Origin of the sequence: Paenibacillus sp. FSL L8-0436, assembly GCF_038593025.1 — a bacterium.
In the GTDB taxonomy this organism is placed as follows: domain Bacteria; phylum Bacillota; class Bacilli; order Paenibacillales; family Paenibacillaceae; genus Paenibacillus_AQ.
The window spans coordinates 5,270,709-5,296,931 of record NZ_CP151955.1 but is presented as its reverse complement, the minus strand read 5'-3'; the positions used below and the strand labels follow the sequence as shown (position 1 = coordinate 5,296,931).

The 26,223-nt window shown below is 46.4% G+C and carries 28 protein-coding genes and 2 pseudogenes; 16 read left to right on the top strand and 14 right to left on the bottom strand.

From position 1 onward, the window contains the following. Nucleotides 1-16 precede the first annotated feature (16 nt). Nucleotides 17-715, bottom strand: a complete 699-nt coding sequence (locus NSS79_RS24425) for an ABC transporter ATP-binding protein (protein ID WP_342436482.1) — start codon at nucleotides 713-715, stop codon at nucleotides 17-19. Nucleotides 716-801: 86 nt separating this feature from the next. Further along, nucleotides 802-1,341, bottom strand: coding sequence for a PadR family transcriptional regulator (locus tag NSS79_RS24420; protein ID WP_342436481.1), 540 nt, complete (start codon nucleotides 1,339-1,341; stop codon nucleotides 802-804). A gap of 84 nt (nucleotides 1,342-1,425) precedes the next feature. Between NSS79_RS24420 and NSS79_RS24415 the strand changes: the two are divergent. Continuing rightward, nucleotides 1,426-1,541, top strand: a pseudogene (locus NSS79_RS24415) (DNA alkylation repair protein); the annotation flags it as partial. A 54-nt stretch (nucleotides 1,542-1,595) separates the two neighbouring features. Here the strand turns inward: NSS79_RS24415 and NSS79_RS24410 are convergent. Both NSS79_RS24410 and NSS79_RS24405 read right to left on the bottom strand, forming a co-directional pair. Continuing rightward, nucleotides 1,596-2,924 (bottom strand): sugar phosphate nucleotidyltransferase, encoded by a 1,329-nt coding sequence (locus NSS79_RS24410; RefSeq protein WP_342436480.1) that lies wholly within the window; start codon nucleotides 2,922-2,924, stop codon nucleotides 1,596-1,598. 14 nt (nucleotides 2,925-2,938) lie between these two features. Then, nucleotides 2,939-3,754, bottom strand: coding sequence for a DUF6492 family protein (locus NSS79_RS24405; RefSeq protein ID WP_342436479.1), 816 nt, complete (start codon nucleotides 3,752-3,754; stop codon nucleotides 2,939-2,941). 207 nt (nucleotides 3,755-3,961) lie between these two features. On the opposite strand from NSS79_RS24405, the gene NSS79_RS24400 reads away from it, so the two are divergent. Beyond that, entirely contained in the window at nucleotides 3,962-4,717 is a 756-nt protein-coding gene (locus NSS79_RS24400) for a YheC/YheD family protein (protein WP_342436478.1), read from the top strand. Nucleotides 4,718-4,855: 138 nt separating this feature from the next. On the opposite strand, the gene NSS79_RS24395 is transcribed toward NSS79_RS24400, so the two are convergent. Next, complete coding sequence (locus tag NSS79_RS24395; RefSeq protein ID WP_038595183.1) at nucleotides 4,856-5,641, bottom strand: AraC family transcriptional regulator; 786 nt, start codon at nucleotides 5,639-5,641, stop codon at nucleotides 4,856-4,858. 139 nt (nucleotides 5,642-5,780) lie between these two features. On the opposite strand from NSS79_RS24395, the gene NSS79_RS24390 reads away from it, so the two are divergent. The 3 genes from NSS79_RS24390 to NSS79_RS24380 all read left to right on the top strand — a co-directional run bounded on the left by NSS79_RS24390 (nucleotide 5,781) and on the right by NSS79_RS24380 (nucleotide 8,902). Continuing rightward, nucleotides 5,781-6,554, top strand: a complete 774-nt coding sequence (locus NSS79_RS24390; RefSeq protein ID WP_342436477.1) for a sugar phosphate isomerase/epimerase — start codon at nucleotides 5,781-5,783, stop codon at nucleotides 6,552-6,554. A 29-nt stretch (nucleotides 6,555-6,583) separates the two neighbouring features. Then, nucleotides 6,584-7,603, top strand: a complete 1,020-nt coding sequence (locus NSS79_RS24385; protein ID WP_340897150.1) for a Gfo/Idh/MocA family oxidoreductase — start codon at nucleotides 6,584-6,586, stop codon at nucleotides 7,601-7,603. A gap of 225 nt (nucleotides 7,604-7,828) precedes the next feature. Further along, nucleotides 7,829-8,902, top strand: coding sequence for an LCP family protein (locus tag NSS79_RS24380; protein WP_342436476.1), 1,074 nt, complete (start codon nucleotides 7,829-7,831; stop codon nucleotides 8,900-8,902). A 104-nt stretch (nucleotides 8,903-9,006) separates the two neighbouring features. Here NSS79_RS24380 and NSS79_RS24375 read toward each other — a convergent pair whose 3' ends face one another. Next, a complete protein-coding gene (locus tag NSS79_RS24375; RefSeq protein WP_342436475.1) occupies nucleotides 9,007-9,660 on the bottom strand; it encodes a GntR family transcriptional regulator in 654 nt (217 codons plus the stop codon). Nucleotides 9,661-9,833: 173 nt separating this feature from the next. Here NSS79_RS24375 and uxuA point away from each other — a divergent pair, with 173 nt between their 5' ends. Genes uxuA through uxaC form a run of 3 tightly spaced genes read left to right on the top strand, consistent with a single transcriptional unit; the run spans nucleotide 9,834 to nucleotide 13,940 of the window. Then, nucleotides 9,834-10,910 carry a mannonate dehydratase gene (uxuA, locus tag NSS79_RS24370; RefSeq protein WP_342436474.1) on the top strand — a complete coding sequence of 359 codons (1,077 nt, stop codon included), beginning with the start codon at nucleotides 9,834-9,836 and terminating at the stop codon, nucleotides 10,908-10,910. Then, nucleotides 10,911-12,518, top strand: coding sequence for a mannitol dehydrogenase family protein (locus NSS79_RS24365; RefSeq protein ID WP_342436473.1), 1,608 nt, complete (start codon nucleotides 10,911-10,913; stop codon nucleotides 12,516-12,518). Between the two features lie 18 nt (nucleotides 12,519-12,536). Beyond that, the gene (uxaC, locus tag NSS79_RS24360) at nucleotides 12,537-13,940 is read left to right on the top strand and encodes a glucuronate isomerase (RefSeq protein WP_342436472.1); all 1,404 of its coding nucleotides are present in this window, start codon (nucleotides 12,537-12,539) and stop codon (nucleotides 13,938-13,940) included. Nucleotides 13,941-13,978: 38 nt separating this feature from the next. Here uxaC and NSS79_RS24355 read toward each other — a convergent pair whose 3' ends face one another. Further along, a complete protein-coding gene (locus NSS79_RS24355; RefSeq protein WP_342436471.1) occupies nucleotides 13,979-14,572 on the bottom strand; it encodes a hypothetical protein in 594 nt (197 codons plus the stop codon). 248 nt (nucleotides 14,573-14,820) lie between these two features. Between NSS79_RS24355 and NSS79_RS24350 the strand changes: the two genes are divergently transcribed. Both NSS79_RS24350 and NSS79_RS24345 read left to right on the top strand, forming a co-directional pair. Continuing rightward, entirely contained in the window at nucleotides 14,821-15,645 is an 825-nt protein-coding gene (locus NSS79_RS24350) for a MerR family transcriptional regulator (protein ID WP_342440430.1), read from the top strand. A 26-nt stretch (nucleotides 15,646-15,671) separates the two neighbouring features. Continuing rightward, nucleotides 15,672-16,685 carry a serine hydrolase gene (locus NSS79_RS24345; protein WP_342436470.1) on the top strand — a complete coding sequence of 338 codons (1,014 nt, stop codon included), beginning with the start codon at nucleotides 15,672-15,674 and terminating at the stop codon, nucleotides 16,683-16,685. Here the strand turns inward: NSS79_RS24345 and NSS79_RS24340 are convergent. The 3 genes from NSS79_RS24340 to NSS79_RS24330 form a co-directional block, all read right to left on the bottom strand. Continuing rightward, complete coding sequence (locus tag NSS79_RS24340; RefSeq protein WP_342436469.1) at nucleotides 16,667-17,542, bottom strand: GyrI-like domain-containing protein; 876 nt, start codon at nucleotides 17,540-17,542, stop codon at nucleotides 16,667-16,669. The genes NSS79_RS24345 and NSS79_RS24340 overlap by 19 nt on opposite strands. A 20-nt stretch (nucleotides 17,543-17,562) precedes the next feature. Further along, nucleotides 17,563-18,669, bottom strand: coding sequence for a C45 family peptidase (locus NSS79_RS24335; RefSeq protein ID WP_342436468.1), 1,107 nt, complete (start codon nucleotides 18,667-18,669; stop codon nucleotides 17,563-17,565). A 120-nt stretch (nucleotides 18,670-18,789) separates the two neighbouring features. Then, a complete protein-coding gene (locus NSS79_RS24330) occupies nucleotides 18,790-18,990 on the bottom strand; it encodes a hypothetical protein (RefSeq protein ID WP_342436467.1) in 201 nt (66 codons plus the stop codon). A gap of 400 nt (nucleotides 18,991-19,390) precedes the next feature. On the opposite strand from NSS79_RS24330, the gene NSS79_RS24325 reads away from it, so the two are divergent. The 6 genes and pseudogenes from NSS79_RS24325 to NSS79_RS24300 all read left to right on the top strand — a co-directional run bounded on the left by NSS79_RS24325 (nucleotide 19,391) and on the right by NSS79_RS24300 (nucleotide 23,600). Next, entirely contained in the window at nucleotides 19,391-20,611 is a 1,221-nt protein-coding gene (locus NSS79_RS24325; RefSeq protein WP_342436466.1) for an ATP-binding protein, read from the top strand. Nucleotides 20,612-20,788: 177 nt separating this feature from the next. After that, entirely contained in the window at nucleotides 20,789-21,115 is a 327-nt protein-coding gene (locus NSS79_RS24320; protein ID WP_341094971.1) for a metalloregulator ArsR/SmtB family transcription factor, read from the top strand. A gap of 32 nt (nucleotides 21,116-21,147) precedes the next feature. After that, nucleotides 21,148-22,437, top strand: a complete 1,290-nt coding sequence (locus tag NSS79_RS24315; protein ID WP_342436465.1) for an arsenic transporter — start codon at nucleotides 21,148-21,150, stop codon at nucleotides 22,435-22,437. A gap of 119 nt (nucleotides 22,438-22,556) precedes the next feature. Further along, nucleotides 22,557-22,891: pseudogene (locus NSS79_RS24310) on the top strand (hypothetical protein); the annotation flags it as partial. 24 nt (nucleotides 22,892-22,915) lie between these two features. Next, nucleotides 22,916-23,407 (top strand): hypothetical protein, encoded by a 492-nt coding sequence (locus tag NSS79_RS24305; RefSeq protein ID WP_342436464.1) that lies wholly within the window; start codon nucleotides 22,916-22,918, stop codon nucleotides 23,405-23,407. Between the two features lie 28 nt (nucleotides 23,408-23,435). Then, complete coding sequence (locus NSS79_RS24300) at nucleotides 23,436-23,600, top strand: hypothetical protein (protein ID WP_342436463.1); 165 nt, start codon at nucleotides 23,436-23,438, stop codon at nucleotides 23,598-23,600. A gap of 342 nt (nucleotides 23,601-23,942) precedes the next feature. Here the strand turns inward: NSS79_RS24300 and NSS79_RS24295 are convergent, their stop codons facing one another. The 4 genes from NSS79_RS24295 to NSS79_RS24280 form a co-directional block, all read right to left on the bottom strand. Further along, the gene (locus tag NSS79_RS24295) at nucleotides 23,943-24,329 is read right to left on the bottom strand and encodes an immunity 22 family protein (RefSeq protein ID WP_342436462.1); all 387 of its coding nucleotides are present in this window, start codon (nucleotides 24,327-24,329) and stop codon (nucleotides 23,943-23,945) included. A gap of 96 nt (nucleotides 24,330-24,425) precedes the next feature. Next, entirely contained in the window at nucleotides 24,426-25,028 is a 603-nt protein-coding gene (locus NSS79_RS24290; protein WP_342436461.1) for a pentapeptide repeat-containing protein, read from the bottom strand. A 155-nt stretch (nucleotides 25,029-25,183) separates the two neighbouring features. Then, the gene (locus NSS79_RS24285; RefSeq protein WP_342436460.1) at nucleotides 25,184-25,468 is read right to left on the bottom strand and encodes a hypothetical protein; all 285 of its coding nucleotides are present in this window, start codon (nucleotides 25,466-25,468) and stop codon (nucleotides 25,184-25,186) included. Nucleotides 25,469-25,544: 76 nt separating this feature from the next. Then, nucleotides 25,545-26,000, bottom strand: coding sequence for a DUF4274 domain-containing protein (locus NSS79_RS24280; RefSeq protein ID WP_342436459.1), 456 nt, complete (start codon nucleotides 25,998-26,000; stop codon nucleotides 25,545-25,547). Nucleotides 26,001-26,223 lie beyond the last annotated feature (223 nt).

Sequence of the window (26,223 nt, the reverse complement as noted above, 5' to 3'; positions counted from 1 at the left end):
GTATTTTCCTCCTAATCTAAGCATGATCGGTCAACTGAAGATATAGATCTTCCAATTTTTCCGCATGATATTGCTGCAATAAGTCTTCCGGTTGTCCCTCAGCAACAATTTGTCCGTTGTCCATCAAAATCAAGCGGTCAGCGATACGGGATACTTCCTCCATATCATGAGAGGAGAACAGCACAGTCACGTTGTTCCCGGCAAGCCGCTCAATCATTCTTCTAATCTCTTGACGTGCCCGTGGGTCAAGCCCGGCCGCTGGTTCATCAAGAACAATTAGATCGGGATTGTGTATCGCAGTGACTGCAATAGCAAGCCGCTTCTGCTGTCCGCCGGACAAACGGGCGGCAGGTGTTTTTCCTGCATCTGCTAAGTTGCATTCCTCCAGCTTGTTTCGTATCTGAGCCTTGCTTAGCTTCACATGATAAAGCGCTGCAAATAGTGCTAGATTTTCTTCTGCTGTGTATCCTTCAAAAAATGGAGTTGATTGGAGCTGCACACCTATATGCGCACGGTAATCATCCCTCCAGCGTGTGATTTCGCCGGAATCCGGCTGCAAAATCCCCAACAGCATCGCCAAGGTGGTTGATTTTCCGGCTCCGTTTGTTCCAATCAAAGCAAGAATTTCTCCTTCCCTGATTTCCAGGTCAATTCCCTTTACGACCTCACGGTTACGGAATTGCTTGTGGATACCTTTGGCTTCAATGAGGTTCATCCTTTCCACTCTCCTTTACTTCACATTGTTTATTCATCGTTGAGTATAGGGGCATTTTTTTCTCCCTCAGTTATGAGGGAGAGTGTTTATTCCTGCGGATCCAAAAGCGCCAGCGCCTTTTCAACAAAATCCTGCTGCTGCCGGATAATGGCGAACATATTATCCATGATCAACATGACCATTGGAGGGATGTTATGCTGCATGGCTGCATCTTTGGCTTCAAAACCTTGCTTCACAGCGTCGTATTCATCCTGTAGAGTGCTGCGCTGCTGTTCTAATGCTCTTCGGCATTCCTCCGGCGGCAGTTTTTCATAAAAGGATAAACCGGAATACATCTTCGAAGGGTATAGCACAGAAGAAGCTTTTAGCGCATCGCTGATCAGCTCCTGCAGATACTGTTTTCCGGATTCAGTAATGGTGTAAATCGCCTTTTGGCGATGCCCGGTCTGTTCAATGCTTGTGACCGCAACATAACCCTCCAGCTCCATTTTTTTCAGTGCATGATAAATAGAACCGATCAGCACCCCACCCCAGCGTTCCGCATCTGTCATCTGCAGCCCCTGCTGCACATCATAACCAGACATAGGCTGAACATTCAGCATTCCAAGTACAAGTAATCGTGTCAACCGTGTTCCACCTCCATTGCTCAACGTTGAATATTGTATAATGACTATTCGACTCTGTCAAGTTGATATGTAATCCAGTTATACAAGCATGACGGATATTATGTGAAAATGGCCGTCGCCTGGGCAGTTTCAATGTGCTATATCAAACTGCCCGAGGCAACGATGGCCTACTGGAAAAGAATTCATTGGATGATTTCACCGAACGGATGATCTCCTCAAAATGCGACAGCGTTTTCTAACCCTCTCATCCCTGATTACGAGTCGTAGATTCTATCGTCATCATCATTCTCTTCTTCGAGAGTCCGTATCTCAATCAGTTTCATGGCGGTGAAAGCCCTGATTCCATGCCGATCTCCCCGAACCATTGTAAATATCTCACCTGTGCAGGCCGCAGCAACCGATCCGTTCAGAACGACTTCTCCATGACCGGACACTATCATCCAGCTCTTGCTGGAATGAAGACAGGGCATTTCAGCCAGGGCATGGTCCGGCAGCAGGGACAATTTAATTGTAAGCACATGCCCCGAACCGCTGGTTGCCTCGTCCAGCACGGTAAAGCTCCCCCATTCAGTTTCCCCATACCTCGGTGCAGCGGAAACGTCTTGGAGGATTTCTTTAATGGCATTTGCTTCTGCTTTGCCGGCAATCAGAATGCCCTCGGGACTTCCTACGGCAACTATGCCGGGGACGCCGATCACATGCAGCGGAATGTTCAATTCATTGACAATATGGGTATAACCCGACTCTCCCCAAATGCCCCCTGCACCAATTACATGATGATTCAGCTGGGCAGTCAGTGTTTCCCAGCTTCCCAGATCACGCCACTCGCCTTCATGCGGCAGCACGACGGCTTTGCTGCTGCGCTCAGCCACTTCCTTGTCAAAGCTGCGGACCGGGAATCCGGGGTACGCGTCTGTAAATGCGGCAAGGTCAATAGGCAGCCCCATTTGTTCCAGATGCGACAGCATAAAGCGCAGTGAAAAAGCAAAAACTCCACAGTTCCATAACGCATGTTCCCGTAACAGCTCACGGGCTCTGGAGATGACCGGCTTTTCTTCAAAAGAAATGACGGGCGAATAGGCGGAAGTCGTCCCCTTTCCCGGGACAATGTAGCCGTACTGGTCCGAGGGATGGGTGGGCCTTGTCCCAAGCAGAACAAGGTCTGCCTGTGAGGCGGCCAATGTATCCGTGAACTGATGAAATAAACGGAAGAACGCATCATCCGCAAACATATCCGCCGGAGCCACGCAGAGGGTATCTTCGGGTTTAGCTTTTCCGGTGGAGTGCAAGTAGAGCGCCCCAAGCGCGGCGGCAGTGAAAGTACCGCGCTTATAAGGCTCCCCGATTACCGGGTATCCGTTTCCGGTATACCGCCGGGTCAGTGCCATTTGATCCTTATGCGTCACGAACAACGCCGATTCACCCAGTCCGCAGTGATTGAGCTGGCGGCATACCCGTCCAAGCATGGACTCTGTGCCTCCGCCCGGTGCAGGAAGCAGCTCTAGAAACATTTTGGAACGGATCCGTCCGGACAGCGGCCACAGCCGCTGTCCGGAACCGCCGCATAAAAGAATGGTATGCACGGCTGTCTGCCTCCTTAATGCTTAGGTGGAGTGGAATATCCTTTACGCTGATGGAAGGAAAGCGAACGGTAGGTACGGGCATACTTCTGAATCTGCGCTTTACCCAGAGAAGCGGCTGAGGTTTTCAGAGACTTATTGTTGGCATTTTTTAATATCACAGATGCGCTGTTTCCGCTGTAGACATAATTGGCATAGGTTTCAAACTCGGAAAAGCCGAACTGTTTCTTCTTGTCGATACTGCGGATAATGGCGGCATGCCAAGACATCCCGTGCCGGGCTTCGATTTTTCTTTTTAGTCCGGCCAGTTTTGCTTTCTCAAACAGCATGTAATGGGTGACAAAAGATTTGGGTGAAGGGGCGGCAGTACCCAGCAGCTTCCGGTAGGTGCGGAAATATTCCGGCTGGCTCCAGTTGCGGCAATAAAAGATACTCTTTCCCCCGCTACGGAACCGGTGGGGACGAATCAGCACCGTATCGGCATCAATGACCAGAAAATGACTCTCCCGGCAAATATGATCACCGTTCATTTTAAGCAGCTGCTGATACAGCCAGCCGGAACGGTTCCAGCGGGAGGAGGAATAACGGATGTCCTTTTTAGTAAACGGCAGAACGGTGGTCTCATTGACAAAGATACAGTTTTTGCGTGAGCACAGATTTCTGATCTTGCTGCTGTTCGGTGAGACAATATAGATATTGCTGATGGGATGGCGGACATAGCGGCGAAGACTGTCGATCACATGAGGGAGGGTCGCCAGGTCCTTTTCAATCGCCGGAATAAGGACATCTATCGCGGGACCGCTAATACTTAAGCCTGCTGAGGTTGCTGACATAGGTTCATCTCCATGCACAAATTGACATGAGCGTCTGCACTAATGTATGCCGCGAATTCACTTCATGACCGGGCATAGATCACCGTAAAGATAATCTATTCCTTACGGGATAGATGCTTAATTCAGCGGGGCCTCTTCTGCATAGGATGCAGTGACTATGTAAATCAGGGAGGGAATTCATCCCATCTCAGACAGGAGAGTGCATGAGTGAAGGCAAAACACGCTAACTTACCGCAGAGCAAATGGCTCAAGACCAAATTGCTGCTGCGCAACGCTTCGATCAGGCCCTTTATTCCGGACACCCGGAAGTTCAGCAAACGTAATCTGGAGCAGATGATCCACAGCTATGGAATGATCTATGTCAAGCCGGAACGGGGAACCTATGGCAACGGGGTCATCCGCGCGGAGGGGGGGGAACGGCAGGGCTTTACTTACCAGTATGAAGAAACCGTCCGTCATTTCGACAGCTTTGAGGCCTTTCACAAAAGTCTGGCAAAGAAGACTGGCGGCAGGAGTTATTTGATTCAAAAAGGGATTCACCTGCTGAAGCATAACCGGCGTCGCTTTGATATCCGGGTGATGGTACAGTTAAGCCCCAAGGGCGTATGGGAAGCTACCGGGATTATCGGACGGCTCGGGCATCCGGGGAAAATAGTGACGAATTACCACAGCGGCGGCAAACCCATGGCGATTGAGAAATTGCTCTCGACCCATCTTTCGGAGCGCAGGCTTGCGCAGCTGACAGAGGAATTGAATAGACTGGGCACCCGCATGGCGGCTCATATGCAGAAAACCTACCCCCGGATTCGGCAAATTGGTGTAGATGTCGGTTTGGACCGGTCGCTGACGCCATGGATTATTGAAGTGAACATGAATCCCGATCCCTATATCTTTAATCAGCTTAAGGATAAATCCATGTATAAAAGAGTAATGAGGTACCGGCGTTTTTACTTGGGGAAATAAAGCTTTCGCATCAGGAGTACCCGCTGCATTTTGCAGAGGCTCAGTGACAACTGAGCCTTTTTGGTGTCTGGCGGGCGACGTACAGAACAACAGAGCAGTAAAGTGTCCTTGCCCGTAATACCTACCAGCGGCTCACTCTCATTTCAAGCGGTATTCTAACGGAGAGACGCCGAAGTGAGCCCGGAACACCCGGTGAAAATAAGAGTAGCTGGCGAAGCCGCAAGTTTCGGCAATATGCTCCAGCGTCAATTCACTGTATTTGATCTGTTCTACAGCCGCTTTGAGCCGGATCTCAATCGCATATTGAATCATGGTTTTACCATAATGCTCCTTGAACAGCCTTACTGCCCGCGACAGGCTAAGACCGGCATAGCCGGCAGCTTCCTCAAGCTTAAAGGTGACCGTGGCATGCTCTTCAATAAACCGCTTGAGCTTCAGGGTTGCCGTACCCTTCCGGTCCGCCTGTACATTTTCAGTAATCGCTCTGTCAATATACAGGCAGAGGCTGCGCAGCAGCACATCCTTCAGCTCGGTATCCTCTTCAAGCGAACCGCGCCGTTTCTCCAGCAGCAGGTTGCGCCATAAGCCAATCAGCTTGTCATCCAGGCCAATCCGGTTAGCTACCGGACGGTTCCTCCGTTTCCACCAGGCGTCAATCCAGGGGCCTTCGCAGAACAGATAATAGTCTCCGCTGGACAGGCGTCCCTTATGGTCCGGTTCCTTCACTGTTAGCTGGTAATCGTCGCCTGGCCGGAGCAGCAGCAGATCACCGCCGCTTAGGGTGTACTCTTTGCCGTGTGAAGTCACTTCACAGGAGCCTTCGGTCTGCAGCCGGAACAGGTAATTCTGTAATCCGCCCTTCAGATTGTGGTTAAACGACTTATAGTGATATGAGTGATCGCAGATGAGCAGAGACGTGTCCACGAATATGACCCTCCCAACGAATTCAGAGCAAATAGTTCATGTTCTGTCGATATTGTATATGTTCATTTTAGTCTGTATTCCACTAGAATGATACCAGAGAGAACAATAAAATTTTAAGTAGACAGAGGTGCTTGTTATCATGAACAAGATCAATATCGGGTTGCAGCTGTACACGCTCCGTGATCTAACCGCTTTGGATTTCGAAGGAACACTCCGTAAGGTGGCGGAGCTTGGTTATCAAGGCGTTGAATTTGCCGGGTATGGAGATATTCCTGCTGAACAAATGAAGTTGCTGCTTGATGAGCTGGGTCTCCAAGGATTCAGCAGTCATGTTTCGCTGGAAGCCATGCGTAAGGATCTGCAAAAAGAGATTGATTATCTCAAAACTATCGGTGCAGCGTATATGATCTGTCCTTTTCTAATGCCCGAGGATCGTCCTCAAAGCAGTGAGGAGTGGAGCAAATTGTTCTCCGAGCTGCAGGAAATAGGAACTGAAGTCAGTAAGCAGGGATTGATCTTTGGTTATCACAACCATGATTTTGAATTTATAGGACAGGCCGGAGAACATAACGCATTTGATGGCATGTTTATGCAAACCACACCGGCTGCGGTTCAAGTGGAAATGGATGTGTGCTGGGTTCAATTCGCTGGACAGCATCCGATCGAGTATATCCACAAATATGCCGGACGTCTGCCGCTTCTCCATCTGAAGGATTTCAGTACAGGCGAGCAGGGTCAGATGATAACGCTTGAATTGGGACAAGGTTCTGTTAATCTGCCTGCGGTTATTGAGGCCTCAGCGAAAGCGGGGGTGCAATGGCTGATCGTGGAGCAGGATGTCTGTCAGAACCCGCCGCTTGAAAGTATAACGAACAGCTATAGCTGGCTCAAACAAAACTATTTAAACCAATAATAATCCATTACTTAAAGGAGCTATTTAACATGAAAAAAATCAAAGTTGCTGTATTCGGCTGCGGCGCCATCGCCGAGCGCAGACATATTCCAGAGTATGCAGCGAGTGAACACGTAGAGCTGGTTGCTTTTGCAGATCCTATCATGGAGCGCGCTGAGAAGATGGCCGAAACTTATGGCGGCAAAGGTTATGCCAGCTATGAGGAATTACTGGCTAATGAAGAAGTGGATGCGGTCAGCGTATGTACGCCGAACTATCTGCATGCTTCAATGGCTATTGCGGCGGCCAATGCAGGCAAACATGTTCTGGTGGAAAAACCCATGGCATGCTCCGCTGAAGAAGGTGAGCAGATGATCGAAGCTGCCCGTAAAAACGGAGTGTACCTGATGGTTGGACATAATCAGCGTCTGATGCCGCCTCATGTGAAGGCCAAAGAAATTCTCGACTCCGGCAAACTGGGCAGAGTGCTTACATTCCGCACGTCCTTTGGGCACCCGGGTCCGGAGGGCTGGAGTGTAGACGGTGCAGACAGCTGGTTTTTCCGCAAAGAAGAAGCAATCATGGGCGCGATGGGCGACCTGGGCGTACACAAATCAGACTTTATCCGTTATTTGCTGAACGACGAAGTCTCCGAAGTTGCCGGCTTTATCAGCACTTTGCACAAAGAAGGCACGGAAGTCGATGATAACGCAGCCTGCATCCTGCGTATGAAGAGCGGTGCCATCGGAACACTGGTTGCCAGCTGGACACAATACAGAGGCGGAGACAACAGTACCGTGTTATGGTGCGAGCATGGCGTGATGAAGATTGGTACTGTAGAGGGTGACGAAGTGATCGTAGAGCTTACGAATGGTACGGTCGAGACCTACAAAGTGGGCGCTATGGCGACCAATGAAAAACAAGTGCCGAGTGGTGTCATTGATGATTTCGTGAAATCCATCGTAACGGATACACCTCCGGCGATCTCTGGGGAAGAAGGTCTGAGATCCCTGAAAGTTATTTTGGCTGCATTCGAATCCCAGAAGACGGGGCAAATGGTCAAGCTGTAATTATTTTCACACATAAGCAAATAGTTCAGGTTACAAATGATGGAAACCGCAGCCGGTTTGGCTGCGGTTTTTGTCTGCCGGAAGGCTATTAAATCAACAACTTGCCTGTGAAGAGTATTTTGTTAAAGGCACAAGCGGTCAGCTTGATCTCTGCCATTTTTTGAGCATTAACACCGGTCTATGCTATAATTCCTTATACTAATGAGAGTAAACAGGAGGAAGGGAATGCAAGAACGAAGCAAGAGAAGGAAAGCGCAGCGCAGCAAATCACGTAACCGCAAAACGCTGCTTAGCGTGACCGCTGTGCTGGGTACGTGTCTGATCGCTGGAGCTGTTTATGCAGGAACTTTGTATTATAAGGCTGAACGGGCACTTGACCGGATTTCGGCATCGGGAACGACTCCCAGTGAAACGGCAAGTCCTGCATCGCCTATGCCTGGAGCTTCGGCCGAGGTTGCGGATGCCGTGGATGAGAATAAACCGCTCACGTTCTTACTCGCCGGTGTGGACAACCGGAGCGGCAGCGGAGGGACGCTGAATACGGATGTGCTGATGCCGGTGGTCTATGAGCCTGTGAGCAAAAAGCTGTCCATCCTGTCCATCCCCCGTGACATGAAGATCACAAGCAGTGATATCGGCACGCATAAGGCCAATTATTATTACGCTTATTATTACTCACATAACAAAGGTGAGGATCTAAGCAAGACCAAGGAGTTCTACAGCAGCATTCTGCAGGTCGACATTGACCATATGATTCTGGTTAATTTTGAGGCGTTCAGCAGCATAGTGGATGAGCTTGGCGGACTGGATATCGATGTGCCGATGAATATGCGCTATGTGGATAATGCGGACGGAACGAACATTAATCTGACTAAAGGGATGCAGCATTTAAGCGGCAAGGAAGTGCTGGATTTCGTCCGTTACCGCAAGTCGAACCGGGGAACGGCAGAATCCTCAGATATATCCCGCAATGAGCGGCAGCAGGAGGTCTTGAACCTGATTCTGGGCAAGCTGGATTCTGTTAACGGGCTCGCTCAGCTGGGGGATATCATCGACATCCTGGGGGAGAATATCCGCACCGATATCGACAAGGTTCAGCTCCGTGACTGGATTCTGAATTATAAATCCATGAAGCCTTCATCCAGTGAGCTGATTACACTGGATTCGGTCTGGAAGAGCCCTTATGTCTATGCCAAAGAAGAGGATCTGCTGGTGAAGCTGCAGAAATTTCGCGAACCGCTGGGTCTGCCTGCGCTCGACAAGCAGCAGCTGCTTCATGATTTTGGAATTACGGATTAGGCTGGAGCACGATACATAGGTTTCACTATGCTTGGTCCATGTAAGAACAATAAAGGGCTGTCTCCACAGTAGATGTTTCTACTGTGGAGACAGCCCTTTTTCATTTAAGCTCTGATGTACTCCGAGAAGTTCTCCTGCAGGTATAGCGAATTGATATCCTCCCGCAGATGGTGATGAATCAACGCCTCAATGGACTCGGTTTCCTTTTGCATCATGTATTCAAGGATACGCTGATGCTCATTCCAGATCTCCTCCAGCTTCTCCGTTCTCAGCATGTGCAGTCTGCGGTATCTTTCATAATGCACATTGGACTGCTGAATCAGATTCCACAGGAACTCCCGGCCGGCTAACCTGAACAGGGCAGCGTGGAATGCATCGTCCAGGCGGAGAAACTGCTCTGTGGCCGATTCTTCATGGATGGCGGCTTTCTGCTGCTGCAAAATATCTTTCAGTTCATGTACGCCTTTGAGTACAAGATGAGTGGACAGATATTTGATAATCTCTTTTTCCAGAACACTTCGCAGGTAAATAATCTGTTCGACCGACTCCAGGTCAATATAAGAGACCAAATTGCCCTTTTTGGGATAAACATCAATGTAGGACTCCCGGCTGAGCTGCTTCAGCACATCGCGTAAAGGTGTTCTTGATATCTGAAACCGTTCGGACAAGGCGGTCTCACTTAGAATGGTACCGGGTTTCAGCGTCAGGGTAAGAATTTCGTTCTTTAGCGAATTCATAATTTCTTCTTTAATTGACATTGTACTCCTGCTCCATTGTCGTTTTTAAGACCTAGTATACATCATTGTAGAGGTTTATTAAAGTAAACGATAATGTTTTCGAAAGATATATTGACAACTTAATGGCTGTATTTTATGATCAAGGAAATCTTGTATACAAGATACCAGGGGTTAAATCAGAGGAGGTTCTATCAATGAACATGACGTGGAGATGGTATGGTGAAGGCAATGACAACATTACGCTTGACCATATCCGGCAGATTCCGGGGGTTATGGGTATCGTCTGGTCTTTGCACGATAAAGTAGCCGGTGAAGTGTGGGAAATGGAACGGATCCAGGAAGTGGCGGATCAAATCACTGCCAAAGGCTTCAGCACTGCTGTGGTGGAGAGCGTCAACGTTCATGATGATATCAAAATCGGCCTGCCGTCCCGTGATAAATATATCGATATTTATATCGACACGATCCGCAAATTGTCCAAAGTGGGCGTAAAAGTCATCTGCTATAATTTCATGCCTGTATTCGACTGGACCCGCACAGAGCTGTACAAGGAATTGCCGGACGGCTCCAATGCCCTCTTTTATGAAAAGGCTGCCATTACCGATAATCCGCGTGAGATGGTGGACCGGATTCTGAAAGGCGCCGGACAATTCACAATGCCGGGCTGGGAGCCGGAGCGGCTGGCGAAGCTGGATGAGCTGTTCGCAGCCTATGCAGATGTTACGGAAGATAAGCTGTTCGAGAACCTCAAATACTTCCTGGAACGCATTATTCCGGTATGCGAGGAAGTGGACATCAAGATGGCGATCCATCCCGACGATCCGGCCTGGCCGATCTTTGGCCTGCCGCGCATTATCCGCAACCGGGAAATGATCTGCAGGTTCCTGAATTTGGTGGACAGTCCCTACAACGGTCTCACCTTCTGCACAGGATCGCTGGGCACGAATCCGGAGAACGACCTGCCGGCGATGATCCGCGAGTTCCATGACCGTATTCATTTTGCCCATATCCGCAACGTGAAGGTGTTTGAGAACGGTGACTTTATAGAGGTGTCGCACCGCGGGCGTGATGGCAGTGTGGATGTGGCTGAAGTCGTCAAAGCCTATCACGAGAACGGGTATACCGGTTATATGCGTCCGGACCACGGGCGGCATCTATGGGGCGAAGAGAAAAACTGCCGTCCGGGTTACGGCCTATATGACAGAGCCATGGGCATCATGTATCTCCTTGGTGTATGGGACAGTCTTGACAATGTCAAGGGGGCGAACTAAATGCTGCGCTTAAGCCGAAGCAGTATCTCTGATGAAGCAGCCTGGAAGGCTGCGGGTGTAGAGCTTCCGCGCTTTGACTTTGATCAGGTGGCGAAGAATACACAGGTGAAGCCGGAATGGGTTCATTTCGGTGCAGGCAACATCTTCCGCGGATTCGTGGCGAATGCCCACCAGAAGCTGCTGGACAGCGGCAAAGCGGACACCGGGATCATCGCGGCGGAAACGTTCGATTTTGAGATGATCGATAAGGTCTACAAGCCATACGACAATCTGACACTGCTCGTGCTGATGAACGCACGCGGTGATTTCCAGAAAAAGATCGTCAGCAGCATTGTTGAGGGAATCGCAGCCGACAAGAACCGTGAAGCGGATTACCGCCGTCTGACTGAGGTGTTCGAGAATCCCAGCCTGCAGATGGCCAGCTTCACCATTACGGAGAAGGGTTACTCACTGACAGGCCCGAACGGACAGTATCTCGGCATCGTGGAAAAGGATATCGCAGGCGGGCCGGAGCAGCCGGTGCATGCGATGAGCATCGTGGCTTCCCTGGCCTACCGCCGCTACCTGAAGGGCCAATACCCGATGACCTTTGTGAGCATGGACAACTGCTCCCACAATGGCGATAAGCTGAAGAACGGTGTCGTGACCATTGCCAAAGAGTGGGCCGGCAAGGGACTTGTCGAAGAAGGGTTTGTGACTTATCTGGAGGACGAGCGGTTAATCGCCTTCCCGCTGTCCATGATCGACAAAATTACGCCGCGCCCGTCCGAAACGGTCCAGGCGGCGCTGCTGGAACAGGGAATCGGCGATATGGATGTCATCGTCACTTCCAAGAATACCTATACAGCCCCATTCGTAAACGCGGAGATCAGCGAATATCTGGTGATTGAAGACAAGTTCACGAATGGCCGTCCGGCGCTGGAGGAAGCAGGGATTATCTTTACCGACCGCGATACAGTCAACAACGTGGAGACGATGAAGGTAACAACCTGCCTCAATCCGCTGCATACCGCGCTTGCCGTATCCGGCTGTCTGCTTGGCTACACTCTGATCGCCGATGAGATGAAGGATGATACGCTGCGTAAATTCGTGGAAATTATCGGCTACAAAGAGGGATTGCCGGTCGTAGTGGATCCGGGGATTCTCAGTCCAAAGCAGTTTCTGGACGAAGTATTGACAGAACGCTTCGCCAATCCGTTTATCCCTGATACCCCGCAGCGGATCGCGACCGACACCTCACAGAAGGTGGGCATACGGTTTGGAGAAACCATTAAATCGTATATCCGCCGGGAGGATCTTGATCCGGCGCAGCTGACAGCCATCCCGCTGGCGATTGCCGTCTGGTGCCGCTATCTGCTTGGAATAGATGATGAAGGCAAACCTTTCACATTGAGTCCGGACCCGCTGCTTGAGGTGCTGCAAGAACATTTGCAGGGAGTTTCACTCGGAGCTACCGCGGTAAATGTGCGGCCAATTTTTGAAGACGGGCAGCTCTTTGGTGTTCGGCTCTATGACATCGGCCTTGGGGAGAAGATTGAGGGTATGTTCCTTGAAATGCTGGCCGGACCGGGAGCTGTGCGGAGCACATTGGAGAAATACCTGAAATAAGGGTAAAGGAGCATAAGGATGAAGCCATTTATTCATGAGGATTTTCTGTTGCAGTCAGACGAGGCCCGGATACTCTATCATGAGTATGCGGAAGCTCTGCCTATTATCGACTATCATTGCCATCTGGACCCGAAAGCCATTGCCGACAATAAACGCTTCAATAATATTGCCGAGGTCTGGCTGGGTGGAGACCACTATAAATGGCGTGCACTGAGAACATTCGGGATCGAAGAGAGATATATTACCGGCAATGCCTCTGATGAAGAAAAGTTTGCCAAGTGGAGCGAGGTGCTTCCCTATACTGTCGGCAACCCGCTGTACCATTGGTCGGCGCTGGAGCTGAAAGCTTACTTTGGCGTAGAGGAGCAGCTGAGTCAGGACAACTGGCGGAAGATCTATGACCACTGCAACACCTTGATTGCCCAGGACGGTTTCACGGCCCGGGGGCTGATTACCCGTTCCAGGGTGAAATGGATCTGCACGACGGATGATCCGGTGGATGATCTGCGGTACCATGAGCTGATTGCCGGAGACAAAGAGTTCAAGACCGGGGTGACGCCGACCTTCCGGCCGGATAAGGCACTGCTGATTGAAGCGGAGTCCTTTCCGGGTTATATAGCAAACCTGGAGCAGACCGTAGGGTATGCCATCACTTCCTATGAACTGATGGAACGCGCGCTGCTGGAGCGAATTGAATACTTTGACCAGCAGGGCTGTATGATCTCTGACCATGGCTTCTCACACCTTCCTTATGCTGAGGCGCCGCCATCTGTACTGGAGGCGATCTTCAGCAAGCGGCTGAGCGGCGAGACCTTGAGCAGACTGGAATGCGATCAGTACGCAACAGCGTTGTTCTTAGCCATGGGCCGCAAATATGCCGCCCACGACTGGGCGATGCAGCTGCATATCGGTGCGATCCGCAATCCGAACACACGCATGTTCCGCGAGCTTGGTCCGGACACGGGCTTCGACATCATTGGTGACGGCAGCTACGCGGACAACTTATACAAGCTGCTCGACGGGCTGGACCGGTCCGGCGAGCTTCCCCGGACCATTCTCTACAATTTGAATGCAGTGCAGAATGATGTGCTGGCTGCGATGGCGGGGTCTTTCCAAGGTGAAGGAGTCAAAGGGAAGATTCAATTCGGCTCCGGCTGGTGGTACAACGACCAGAAGGACGGAATGATCAAGCAAATCACTTCCTTATCCAATCTGGGGCTGCTTAGCTGCTTTGTAGGGATGCTGACAGACTCGAGGTCTTTCCTGTCCTATACACGTCATGAGTATTTCCGCCGGATTCTGTGCAACCATATCGGCGGCTGGGTGACCAGCGGGGAGGCCCCGCGGGATCTTGCATTCCTTGGAGGCATCGTTCAGGATATTTGCTACCATAATGCCAACCGCTATTTTCAATTAACCTGAACAGGATAGTGATTTTTCAGTCGAAGAACTGCAAAAGGCTACCTGTTCCGCTTGAAATAGTGCAGAAGAAATAAGCCGGTAATGAGGCCTACACCTGCTATCCCCGCAGCAATCCAGAGGTGACGGCTGTCTCCAGCTTGTCCGGCTGCTGGTTCAGCACCGGCATTGGCGGCACCTGCAGTCGAAGGACTTTCCGCGGCTGGACTCACGGTAGGACTAGGTGATGGGGAAATGCTGATTTCTTTATCCTTCAGAAACTCCAGGTCTACGTAGGCGTCCGAAATCTTTACGGAAGGGGAACATAACGGATTTTCCCACTTGCCGTCCTTTTGCCTCAGAAAAAAAAGATAATCACTGCCTTCTTCGCTGGGGCCGTTCATGGCACCCCAAGTCATATTTTCGTCAACGACAAGGGAAGGTTCCGTGATCGTTTTGAAACTGCGTACTACCGTCATATGGATTTGGTTGTTGGAGCTGGTTTGCACGACATCCTCCACATGTCCAATGACAACTCCATCATATGTATCATAGGCCGCTTCCATGGAAAGCAGTTGTGCACAGGATAAGGCTAATGTGCTTGGGGCGGGCAGGAACAGAGTGAACAGCAGAACGAGCAAGGCTGCTTTTTTCATAAGGAACACCTCCGGGTTACCTACCAAACGTTCCCAGTGGCTAAAAGGTTGCATTTCATGTGATGCGCAAATTCCTGCGGATTCAGGGAGACAGCCCCGGCATGTACCTCTGGTGCAAGCAATATTTCAGACTGACGAGGTGCAGAAGCCGTTAATTCCGGTCTCTGCGCCTTTATTATTTTGTAGTTGACTTTGCCCTTAGGGGAAGGTGCATAGTGGATACAAATACAAGGAATGGAGGTGACGGCTTGCTGTCGATTGGAGACTTCTCGAAGATATGCGAAGTATCTACAAAAACGCTCCGATATTATGATGAAATGGGATTAATTAAACCTGATGAGATTAATCCGGAAAATGGCTATAGGTATTATTCTATCAGGCAGCTTAAAAAGATGCTCTTTATCAACCGTTTGAAATCCTATCATTTTTCACTGGAAGAAATCAAAGCTCTTCTGGACTGGGAAGAGGATCAATCGGATGAGAAGCTTCGTTCTGCTCTGGATCGCAAGAAAAGAGAAATAGAGGACAAGCTGAAAGCTTTTGAACAAACACTGCAACAAATAAGCAACGATATTTTAAATGTAGAGAAGGGCCTGCCGATTATGTCCTATATGGATGATATCGAAGTGCAACTTGTTGAAACCCGGCCAATGAATATACTTTATATGCGTCAGATGATGAGCAGGGACGACTATGCTTTTGGATACGGAAAGTATTTTAGCAGGTTATATGAGAAGATTGCGACTGAAAAACTTACCTCGCTGGGTACACCAATAACAATTTATCACAGCGCTGAATACAATCCGGCCAGCAATGATATCGAGTTTGCCATCCCGGTAAAAGAAACGGTAAACGGAACGCGTAATCTGCCTGGAGGCCTGTGTGCGAAGTCTGTTTTAAAGGGATCATATTCGGAATTGACTTCGGTCTATGCCAAGCTGAGGGAATGGATAGAGAATGAGGGCTATGTAATGGTGAAATCACCCTATGAAGTTTATGTAACCGACCCTTATCAAGGCACCGGTCCTGAGGATCACGTTACCGAGATATATTTTCCTGTAAAGAAAATTTAAATACGTCTTGTAGAGAGGTGTCTATCATGCAAAGAAACTACTGGCCCACTTCAGAATGGCTGCAAGCCTCAGACCCGGCAACCTTGAGGAAGGATGCTGAGAAGCTTGCAGCGCTTGATCCAATCATAAAATCAGAGTACAGCAATATAAACGGTATTGTTGTTGTGAGAAACGGATACATGGTTTATGAAAGCTATTATAACGGCTATGGCCCGGAGGATACGCACCATGTAGCCTCTGTAACGAAAAGTGTCATATCTGCCCTCGTTGGCATTGCCATAGATGCAGGATATATCCGCAATGTAGACCAGAAGGTGCTCGATTTTTTCCCTGAATATGCTCATGGTGCGGCTGATAAGCAGAAACAAGAAGTCAGTATACGCCATCTACTCACGATGACGGCTCCCTATTCATTTGAGGACTGGCAAGAACCGCTCGACAAGATGTGCATGCAGCCTGACTGGGTAAAATACACTTTGGATCTGCTCGGCCAACAATGTAGTATTGGAACCTTTAAGTATTCCACCGCAGGGGCGCATCTGCTTTCCGCCATCCTCACTCGCAGCACAGGGAAAAGTGCCCGTGAGTTTGCCAACGAACGTTTATTTAAACCCATCGGGATGAAAGAAATTCCGGATTATGAAATGAAATCGTTCGGCTTTGAGGATCTATTCGGGGAAAATGTGAAGGGATGGGTTGCAGATCCGGACGGCAACTCCACAGGAGGATGGGGACTTACACTAAGTCCCCGTGATATGGCACGTTTTGGTCTCCTATATCTGAACGGTGGCATTTGGGACGAACATGAGGTTGTTTCGGGTGCATGGACCCGCGAATCCACAGCAATGAACCCTAATAAGTACGGCTACCTATGGTGGTTACGCCAAGAGGATGGAGTTTCGGCATACTTAGCAATGGGAGACGGCGGCAATGTCATTTGCTGTATTCCAGAAAAAGATCTAGTCGTGGCCATCGCATCAGAATTCATGATGAATCCCCGGGATAGATGGCCACTGATCAATTATTTAATCGGAAAATAAATATCAATCTGAGATTTGGGATTATCCGCGCCTAGAAACCGTTCAGAATAGCATTCGAAATCATCCCTGGCAGCCAGTTCTACATCGCTTGCAGACAGCCAAGTTCCCCAGATATACTGATAGCTTTGAAACAATGAATGTACCTTTCCAGTGTGTGTGAATCGTGCGTATTTTCCTCCGGGGAATTTTTTATAACACATTTTATCTGGAGCAAGGCTTGGTTCGTTTACTTCTATTCCGATAAATTCGCTTGTTTGGCTCTGCTCGCTGAATGAATCAAATGTACAGCCCTGTGCAGACTCAAAGATACCATAACGGCAGGAGTCAGGAAGCGCATGATGGATTTCATGAAACCGAGACTGGAAATATTCCCACTTGCTAACGCTTTGATTGTTTGCAACACTAGTTTGAAATCGTATGCCAACGAGCTGTTTGGGTTCAACATCGACAATTTGCGGCCGCAGCGTAATGGAATTACACCGATGCTGTATTTCAGGTTTAGTGATTTTCCTGCGGCTGCCAAGGATGGTCTCTACACGGTTTTTGCGGTATTGATTCGGTGTCATATGATACTGGGATTTAAAGGCCCGGCTGAAAGCTTCATGGGATTCAAACTGCAAAGAAACCGCAATATCTAAAATTCTTTTATTAGTATACAGCAATTCCTTAGCGGCCTGTGTCAGTCTTCTGGAGCGTATATAACTTCCTACGGTTTCTCCCATCATTGCTTGAAAAAAACGATGGAAATGATAATACGAATAGGAGGCTGCTTTAGCAACATCAGTAACGGAGATAGCGTTATTTAGATTGCTTTCAATAAAAACCAATGCTTTTTCCAGTTGCATCCTATAGTCCATAGCAGCCTCTCTTTCTCAAATTATAAAATATTATAAAAGTTTTTTGGTGTCTGTTCGTAAGGAAGCTGTACAGAAAATTCCATATCCTTCTGTGAAGCGAAAGTAAACAACTGCCAATCATTCTGCTGTGGGGAACCAAAGGTCATTTCCACTTGTCCTGCTGTAACATCAAAAATCATAGAACGCAGTGTGCCGAAAAAGTCTCCGTAGTAGTGACAGCATAACCCATTTGGATAGGGTGAAGATAGCAATTGTTTTATATCTGTTTTCGTGAATTTTTCCCTTGTATGGCTAAAGTGGACAATAAGGTCGTTTCTAATCATGGAATTTTCTAGGATCACTTTCTCAAAGGACTTTAGCTCAGTAAGTACTGCGTGATTGGTAGCACTTAAAAAAGATTCTTCTGTTTGGCCATCCAGTAACTTATTCGCTTTGTGTCCATCAATACATTCAAACAAGGCTATTTCACCACTTTTATCGGCAAGCATCAAATTCATGTTGTACCCGATGGGAACCTCCATGCAATAATTAACTGCTTCCTTAACGTTTTGGCAATTTTCCAAAATTCCGCGAATTACAGCCCAGAACTGCAGTCCGCTTACTTCCGCTTTCTGTCCGCCCTCAAAATTACCTACAGGCATTCCGCAGGAGGCTTGGGCAACGGCAAGGCCACATTCATTCATCCCATCACCGCGACCAAATAGGTTAATCATAGAGCCGAGATGCTTGTATTTACCAGCTGTTTGAGTATAGCTAAAGCAAAGCTCCTCCATCATATCGGAGAACTCATAATTCCTTGCAAGGATAGTATGTCCGTCCCGTGTTTTGGCAGGCATTGCCGCAAACAGGCTGCATCCGCGTTCTAAATAGGTCATAGCATAAAACAATGCTTGACCGCGTTCAATACCAACGGTATCTGCGAATCCTTGTATTTCTTCATTAATACCGCTGCAATATTGATCCAGTAGTTCTGTGATTTCCTGTAATTTCTTTTGAGGGTACACATTTGGAGGGAGTAACATAGCGTTGAGCATTTCCGGTTTGGACAACGCCCATTTACCAAGCAATACGCCAATTTGATAACTGTCTCCTTCAAAGGTTTTATAATACGCTGTAGTTTTTTTCAAAATAGTCACCTTACCTTTCTTGTTTTACTTTACAAGAAAGGAAATAGTTAATATTGATATTTTCTGCTGTTTTAGGTTTTACATGAAATTGTAAACTATTGATGAGCTTGCTGTTAGCTGTTACAGGAATTTCCGTAAAGTGTTCAGCCGCTTGATGCCTTCCGTGCCGGCCCATCCTCCGGCACTTGCCAGGATTACATTGTGGAAAAGCTTCAACGCTATAGAATAGGTTACAGTCCCGAGGATAATTTCGATGACAAAGAAGCGCAGGATATCGCCGGAGGTTATGATATAGACTTTGAATTCTTGGTTATGGGTCATGGATTAATCACCGTCTCTTCAGGGTTTATGTAACTAAATATGCTTATTTTAGGTTGTCTAATGCCTAAAATCACCTATCAACCGCTAACGTTGTCAGGTCCTTGTTCCTTGCTGCAAACTTTTGTTCTGCGGGATAAATGGTATATATTATATTTGAGGAATTATTGAATGTTTCAGCGGAGTTTCAACAGTACGTAAGAGAATTTAGTGAAGTGAAAGGTTTTGACAGGAGTACCATTGAGCAGTGACGCCTTCAATCGTAAGAAGGAAATCAATGACAACAGAAACTGGGAATAATATGGGGAATGTATCTCATTTGTATAGAATGTGATATTGTTAATAGCGGTGTGAAATGTGTGTGGTCTTGGAATTAGCAGGACTAGAAGGGACGAACGGCATTATGTTAAAGACAGAATTCATTGATGTATTGTCGGTTATTTCCATAAGGTTATATGATTCGGCTGCCAAGGTTATGGATACAGCAAGCAAGTTAATCCCCGCAAATACTTTCTGCATCGCGAATCTGGATAGTCTCTCTACAAAGGTGATGAAAGCATACAACCGGGACAAGCTCATCTTGGGAGAGGGACTGGTAGTAGACAATGAGGAGTCTTACTGCGCGCTGGTGACGGAGCATGCCCAGGGCCCGCTGCTTATTAACAATAATCTTACCCATCCGTTAACCAAAGACATGGATGCGACTCAATTCGTAGGCGGTTGTTCGTTTATCGGAGTTCCGATCCGTAATGAAAAAGGCGAGTTTTACGGTTCACTTTGCTCTTTTGACCAGGATTTCTATCAGTATCAGGAACGGGATATTGAATTGCTGCTTTCTTTGTCAGCCTTTTTCACCGTGCTGCTTGAAATGGAATCAACGCTTATACAGCTGAGAGCGGCTGAAGAAATAGCTACACAGGTACTGGAGGACAAGAATAATCTGCTTGCAGTGCTCAGCCACGAAATTCGTACACCGATGAACGGAGTCATTGGCATGGCAAGCTTGCTGGAGTCGACCGAGCTCTCCGAGGAACAGACCATATACGTCGATGTTATCGAGAAGAGCGGCAGTAATCTGCTCGCTATGATGGATCAGATCCTGGATTATTCCAAAATGGAGGCTGGCACAATGACGCTCGACAACAGCCCGTTTATTGTCCGTGATGTCGTGGGCCATGTATTGCAACTATTCTCCGCAGAAGCAGAGAAAAAGGGCCTGAAATTGTCGGCCGTTTTCGATAGCGAGGCCAATCCCAGACTGCTGGGAGACAGCAATAAAATCCGTCAGGTTTTGACCAACCTGCTTGGGAATGCACTTAAATTCACGGAAAAAGGTGAGGTATGCCTGTCCATCCGGAATCAAGCTGCCCCAGATGGCGGGGTCATCGTTACTTTCGAGGTAAGGGATACCGGGATCGGCCTGCCGGCCGAACAAATGAACAGTCTGTTCCATTCCTTCTCGCAAATTCATGATAAAATAACTCCGGGCAAATTTGGCGGTGCGGGATTAGGGCTCTCAATCTGCAAGCAGCTTGCCGAATTGATGAACGGGAGAGTATGGCTTAAGGATTCGTGTGAACAGGGAAGTTGCTTTGTATTCGAACTTCCATGTGCCGTCGCGTAATAACCTGTATATAAACTTAAATTGCAAATAGATGATCTTACTCCTCCGCAGCGTTTGTGCAGCCTCAAGCGCTACGGAGGAGTATTTGTGATGTCCTGTCCGGACTGAGGTTGCTTAATTCTAAATAGCGTTTTAGAATATAAGTAATGACTTATATATTAGAAAGGAGAAACCTGCATGGATGTTCTAAATGAACTCGTAGATGATCTGAAGCTGCTGGGTGACAAAACACGTCTCTCTATGCTTTCGTTATTGAAAGACAGGGAGTGGTGTGTCTGTGAATTCGTTGAACTATTTGATATTTCACAGCCCGCGATCAGTCAGCACTTGCGCAAACTGAAAAGCAAAGGGCTGGTCAAGGAACAGAAAAGAGGGCAATGGGTTCATTATTCCCTGAATATCAAAGACAAGCCGCATATTCAGGCTATTCTTGAGTATACGCCGGATTCCAAAGAAATTTTGGCAGGACTCAACAAGGTGTCTGGTGCTGTCTGCTGTGACTAAATAGAAATCATACATAAACGGGAGGGTCAGACTTGGTAATACTTGCAATTTTTATATTTTTGCTTACATTGGTTTTTGTTATTTGGCAGCCCAGGAACCTGTCTATCGGCTGGTCGGCTTGCGGCGGTGCGATTCTCGCTTTGCTGGCAGGTGTAGTCAGCTTTAACGATGTTCTTGATGTCACTTTAATCGTGTGGAATGCTACACTGGCGTTTGTTGCGATTATTCTGATTTCCTTAATCCTTGATAAGGTTGGGATCTTTGAATGGGCTGCCCTGCATATGGCGAGAGCTGCACGGGGGAATGGAACCCGGATGTTCATCTATGTCACTCTTCTGGGTGCGGTAGTGGCTGCGTTTTTTGCCAATGACGGAGCGGCGCTTATCCTGACGCCTATTGTCCTGGCCATGGTCCGTGCGCTGAATTTTGATGAGAAAAAGGTCTTCCCTTTCATCATCGCCAGCGGCTTTATTGCGGATACGACCTCATTGCCGCTGGTGGTAAGCAATCTGGTCAATATCGTATCGGCGGACTTCTTCGGAATCAGCTTCATGGACTATGCAGGGCATATGCTGATACCTACACTGTTTTCTTTGGCAGCAAGTACCCTGGTGCTGTACCTCTTCTTCCGTAAAAGCATCCCGCGTAACTTCGACAGCTCAGAGCTTAAACATCCGCAAGAGGCGATCGAAGACCCGAAAATGTTCAAACTGTCCTGGCTTGTGCTTGCGATTCTGCTGGTTGGATACTTCGTCAGTGAATTCCTGAACATTCCGGTTTCTGTGGTGGCCGGGATTATTGCGATCTTTTTCCTGCTCATGGCCAGAAGAAGCTCTGCTATTTCAACGATGGAAGTAGTTAAGGGCGCACCTTGGGCGATCGTGTTCTTTTCTGTCGGGATGTATGTTGTTGTGTACGGATTGCGGAATGCCGGGTTAATGGATATACTAGCGGATTTGATTCAGGTTGTTGCAGATCAGGGGGTATTCGCTGCCACAATGGGGATGGGCTTTATAGCCGCGGTCATTTCATCGGTGATGAATAACCTGCCTACGGTCATGATTGACGCACTGGCTATCGACGCCACACATACCTCCGGAATCATTAAGGAAGCTTTGATATATGCCAATGTCATCGGCTCAGATCTAGGCCCAAAGATTACACCGATCGGATCACTGGCCACGTTGCTGTGGCTGCATGTGCTCTCGGGCAAAGGTGTGAAAATCTCCTGGGGCACGTATTTTAAGACCGGAATTATATTGACGATTCCTACATTGTTTATCACTTTAGTGGGCCTCTATTTAAGATTGACTCTATTTTAAACCTAAACTATATTGCATTGCGCCTATGGAGCGACCCATGGCCTGAATTCAAATCGAACAGTACAATCGAGTCTGTAGGCGCTTTTGTAAAGTGGGGAAAACTATGAACAACTATACAATATCTTGAGAAAGATAGTGGTGATGTCATAGGCTTGTATATAAGAGGCATGAACCCGTTATTCTCAGTGAATAGAATTTACGATTTGGATGATTTTAATTTATTTGCAAGTTATGAAGGAATAATTGAATGTAAGGAAAAAATCAAACTCAAAATAGAGTATGTAGGTTTTTTAGCACTCAATACAACGAATTATTGGGTTTCTATTTGGCGAATAACGATGCATCCAGTTCTATATTCATATTATTTTTACAAGATGAAATTTATATGGAAAAGGATTGTAGCAGATACGAGGTTAGTAGGGTACTTGAAAAAAGGTTTTCGATGACTGGGTAAAATTAAAGAGAAAGAGGCAAAGTTGTGAAATCAATTAAAGATTTTTATGATGAAAGAGTTGCAAAAGTTCGCTGGTTCGAGAATTGTGGTAAAGAGATAAGGGAGCCTTATTTTGAAGGTAATATCATAATTGTTGATAGTTGGACAAAAGCTCAGAAAGGGATAAACGGGAGATGGGACAATCTGAAACTAGAAATAAGGAACAATCTAACGGGTACCTTACATGAACGTTGGAGAAATGAATATAGAGGATGGAATACGATTGCTTTAGAAGCGAAAGCTGTACTCCAAAGAGGTGTACTTAACGAACTCAAATCTTATGTTTCTGCTAATAACATCAATTATAGTGTATATGAGAGTGTTGAATGGGATCTTCTTTGTGTGTTGATGGAATATGCCTACAGCGATCTGGTCGCTCCTGGTTTTTATTTCAAAATGTTTGATGTATATGAAGCAGGTCATCTTCCATGTGGCTGGAAAGGAAAGTGGCCGGAAGGAAATGCTTTAATTTTTTAATATTAGGTTCCAACCACCGGAGGTACATATGGTTAAAAATGATGACTTTGCATCGGGTGAGCTAATAAATCATTTACGTGAAAATATTGGAGAACCTAGTTTTGTAAACATGGAAGGTTTTATGCAAAACATAAATATAGATTTAATAGTATTTGAGGCAAACACTAATAGAAACTATCACACCATAAGCTGACATTCAAGATGAATTGTATTGGCCTTTCGGCTGGTTACGGAAACTTGGGAAGTTTACATTTGATCATCAAACTTGGTTTTGCTACGGTGACAGTATTCCAAATGGCCCGATAAAGAAATTCAGTTTTTAGTTGTATTTCCTGTTTTTTTGGAGGAAATGAACTTTCTGAGGAATAATGAGTTTACTCTGTTGTTGGAGAAGTTTGATGATTGCCATATTAATGACATTATTAATCTGCAACGGGCCAATGTTTGTGAGTAAGCAGATTGATCTACGTCGGGGGTGAGCGGCATCATGATGAGCGCATGGAGGATAGATTCATTCGTCACCGGGTAGCCCCCACTATTGATACTCTACCGCACCCAAAAATCTGAAATAATTCGATTGAAGGGTTGCTTCAAGAAGTTCCTCAGTATACATAAAATTATATAGTAAAACTACTGCATTAAAATCATCCGTCAAACCTTCTTGTAGTAAGGCAGTGAATCTCAGAACAATCTCATCATCATAAGAGAATCCTTCAAGTAATTGATTCAGATTATTACTTGCTTCTTCATAATATTCTGCTTCTCTTACAGCATCATCATATCTACGAATCCCAAAATGTTTAGCAAAAATCGATGGAATAAAGTATCCTTCATCCGTATAAGACACAGTAAGCAGCCTATCCAATTCCTCGGAAGATTGAACATTGCCTACCCACAGAGATACGGCTCCTTCTTTTTCCATGTTAGCCTCCTCTAAGGTTTTGTTTTATTCCATCAGGCAGATCAGTAGACGAATCAATAATTTCTAACGTACAAGTTCATTGACAGCGGCACTTACTTATTCACTTATTTCGCATATTTCTAGCACCCATTCCTTTGCTTGTTCTGATTTCAACAAGATAGGTTTCTCCAATGTAGCAATATTAATGCTTCTAAAATGAGCTTCTTCTATACCTTTAATATTCTTCAGTGTCACTCCGTTTAATAAAGTTTCTTCAAATGAGGCTACACTTATATCTACATTTTCTAGTCTTGCATTACTAAAATCAGTTAAGTAGAAAAATACATTAATCAAATTACAATTCACTACATATGCATTTCTAAATATTGCTTCCCAACAATCACCTTTACTAAATCTGCTGTTTTTAATGACGCAATTAGAGAAATCTGTATACCCAAGATCTGATTTATAAAAATCGCATTTATCTAAATACGCTTTTTTAAAAGTTGATGAGCATAACAACGATGCATGAAAATCGATATTTTCCAATATAAGATCATCAAAAATACACTCTGTTAAATATGCTTGTTCAAGCAATTTATCGGATAAATCAAAACCTCTTAAATCCACTTCATCTAATTTTAATTGTTCGCCTTCTTTACCCATGGACTCAACCCACTTTTTATGTAGTTCAAACTTATTTATAATATTTCCTTCCATTTTGCCACTCCTTAAGGATACCAGCTCTATTTCTCAGTGCTTGCAGGTTTTCGGGCTAAATCAGCCAATTTTATTAATTACTAACGGCCTGCCGCGGTGGCAGGGGAGGAGTTGTTGCTGGAATCGACCTATTTAATGTAACGGGATAGTTTTACTTAGAATATAGAATTAAAGCATTGGTGTGCGTACAAATGAAATGCGAAATCTATACGAGTTCTATTCAGACAAATCTGGTTACCACCAGAATCTCTTACAATGGGAATAAAGCCGATTTCTAATATTTCCTCAAAAAATTCAATCTTTTTTTCAAGATTATTGTTCATACTACCAATTCCGTAGAAAATATTTAAAGCATTTTCGCCCTCGATTTTATTCATTTGTTCAAAGTTCTCTACCTGCACTATGGATACCTTGTCATGTATCCTCGAAATTTCAGGCATTTTTGTTACTCCTCATTATTAATTTTTTTGCCCTTAACCTAAGATTGTCCAGCAATATGAGCCCCCTTGGATGATACTAGAGGACTGGTATTTCTATGTCATCACCAGGCGACTTATACAAAAAGATATCAGGAATACTAGGATTTAACTTGCTTAACTTAAAGATTTGCACTTTTGTTAATGGTGGAGTAAAAGAAAACTTTTTATTATGGAAGCTGTTATCAAGTATTCTTTCATACAAGTTATTGATAAACTCTTTCCATTCACCCAAGCTAGAATGAAACACCGCATCTGTTGATTCAAGCATACGGTAACCATCTGCATGATAAAACATTAGCAGACCCGTTCCAAAATCACAATTTTCATTGTCTAAAATAGCCTTTGGTACTTCAAAGCCACTGTTCCAGTTGTAGTTTGCCGCATATATATGGAGATGCAGAGTGCTATTCATCTTTTTGATTTCTGCAATAATGCTACTACTATGTTTACTGTATAATAGGTTTTTTATCTTTTGAAGTTCTTCGCTATTCATGGCAAGTATTCCAACCTTTCGTATAAGAAGGGTCACTCCATCAATTGTTCCAATGTGCTCACCCAAAGCTCCACAAATGCACTTTAGTTTATAGATTCGACTTAATGCCCATTCGAAAATAGGGGAGCAAATAAAGATAACAATAAACAGGTCAATCATGGTGGTATCTGACCTTATTCGACCTGTTCAATGTAACGTAGAATGGAAGAGTATTTGAAAATAT

Excerpts from the sequence above, each read along its gene's own strand:
- NSS79_RS24425 (WP_342436482.1), bottom strand. The coding sequence starts at position 715 with ATGAACCTCATTGAAGCCAAAGGTATCCACAAGCAATTCCGTAACCGT.
- NSS79_RS24405 (WP_342436479.1), bottom strand. The coding sequence starts at position 3,754 with ATGTCAGCAACCTCAGCAGGCTTAAGTATTAGCGGTCCCGCGATAGAT.
- NSS79_RS24390 (WP_342436477.1), top strand. The coding sequence starts at position 5,781 with ATGAACAAGATCAATATCGGGTTGCAGCTGTACACGCTCCGTGATCTA.
- NSS79_RS24385 (WP_340897150.1), top strand. The coding sequence starts at position 6,584 with ATGAAAAAAATCAAAGTTGCTGTATTCGGCTGCGGCGCCATCGCCGAG.
- NSS79_RS24380 (WP_342436476.1), top strand. The coding sequence starts at position 7,829 with ATGCAAGAACGAAGCAAGAGAAGGAAAGCGCAGCGCAGCAAATCACGT.
- NSS79_RS24375 (WP_342436475.1), bottom strand. The coding sequence starts at position 9,660 with ATGTCAATTAAAGAAGAAATTATGAATTCGCTAAAGAACGAAATTCTT.
- uxuA (WP_342436474.1), top strand. The coding sequence starts at position 9,834 with ATGAACATGACGTGGAGATGGTATGGTGAAGGCAATGACAACATTACG.
- NSS79_RS24365 (WP_342436473.1), top strand. The coding sequence starts at position 10,911 with ATGCTGCGCTTAAGCCGAAGCAGTATCTCTGATGAAGCAGCCTGGAAG.
- uxaC (WP_342436472.1), top strand. The coding sequence starts at position 12,537 with ATGAAGCCATTTATTCATGAGGATTTTCTGTTGCAGTCAGACGAGGCC.
- NSS79_RS24355 (WP_342436471.1), bottom strand. The coding sequence starts at position 14,572 with ATGAAAAAAGCAGCCTTGCTCGTTCTGCTGTTCACTCTGTTCCTGCCC.
- NSS79_RS24345 (WP_342436470.1), top strand. The coding sequence starts at position 15,672 with ATGCAAAGAAACTACTGGCCCACTTCAGAATGGCTGCAAGCCTCAGAC.
- NSS79_RS24340 (WP_342436469.1), bottom strand. The coding sequence starts at position 17,542 with ATGGACTATAGGATGCAACTGGAAAAAGCATTGGTTTTTATTGAAAGC.
- NSS79_RS24330 (WP_342436467.1), bottom strand. The coding sequence starts at position 18,990 with ATGACCCATAACCAAGAATTCAAAGTCTATATCATAACCTCCGGCGAT.
- NSS79_RS24325 (WP_342436466.1), top strand. The coding sequence starts at position 19,391 with ATGTTAAAGACAGAATTCATTGATGTATTGTCGGTTATTTCCATAAGG.
- NSS79_RS24320 (WP_341094971.1), top strand. The coding sequence starts at position 20,789 with ATGGATGTTCTAAATGAACTCGTAGATGATCTGAAGCTGCTGGGTGAC.
- NSS79_RS24300 (WP_342436463.1), top strand. The coding sequence starts at position 23,436 with ATGGTTAAAAATGATGACTTTGCATCGGGTGAGCTAATAAATCATTTA.
- NSS79_RS24295 (WP_342436462.1), bottom strand. The coding sequence starts at position 24,329 with ATGGAAAAAGAAGGAGCCGTATCTCTGTGGGTAGGCAATGTTCAATCT.
- NSS79_RS24290 (WP_342436461.1), bottom strand. The coding sequence starts at position 25,028 with ATGGAAGGAAATATTATAAATAAGTTTGAACTACATAAAAAGTGGGTT.
- NSS79_RS24285 (WP_342436460.1), bottom strand. The coding sequence starts at position 25,468 with ATGCCTGAAATTTCGAGGATACATGACAAGGTATCCATAGTGCAGGTA.
- NSS79_RS24280 (WP_342436459.1), bottom strand. The coding sequence starts at position 26,000 with ATGAATAGCGAAGAACTTCAAAAGATAAAAAACCTATTATACAGTAAA.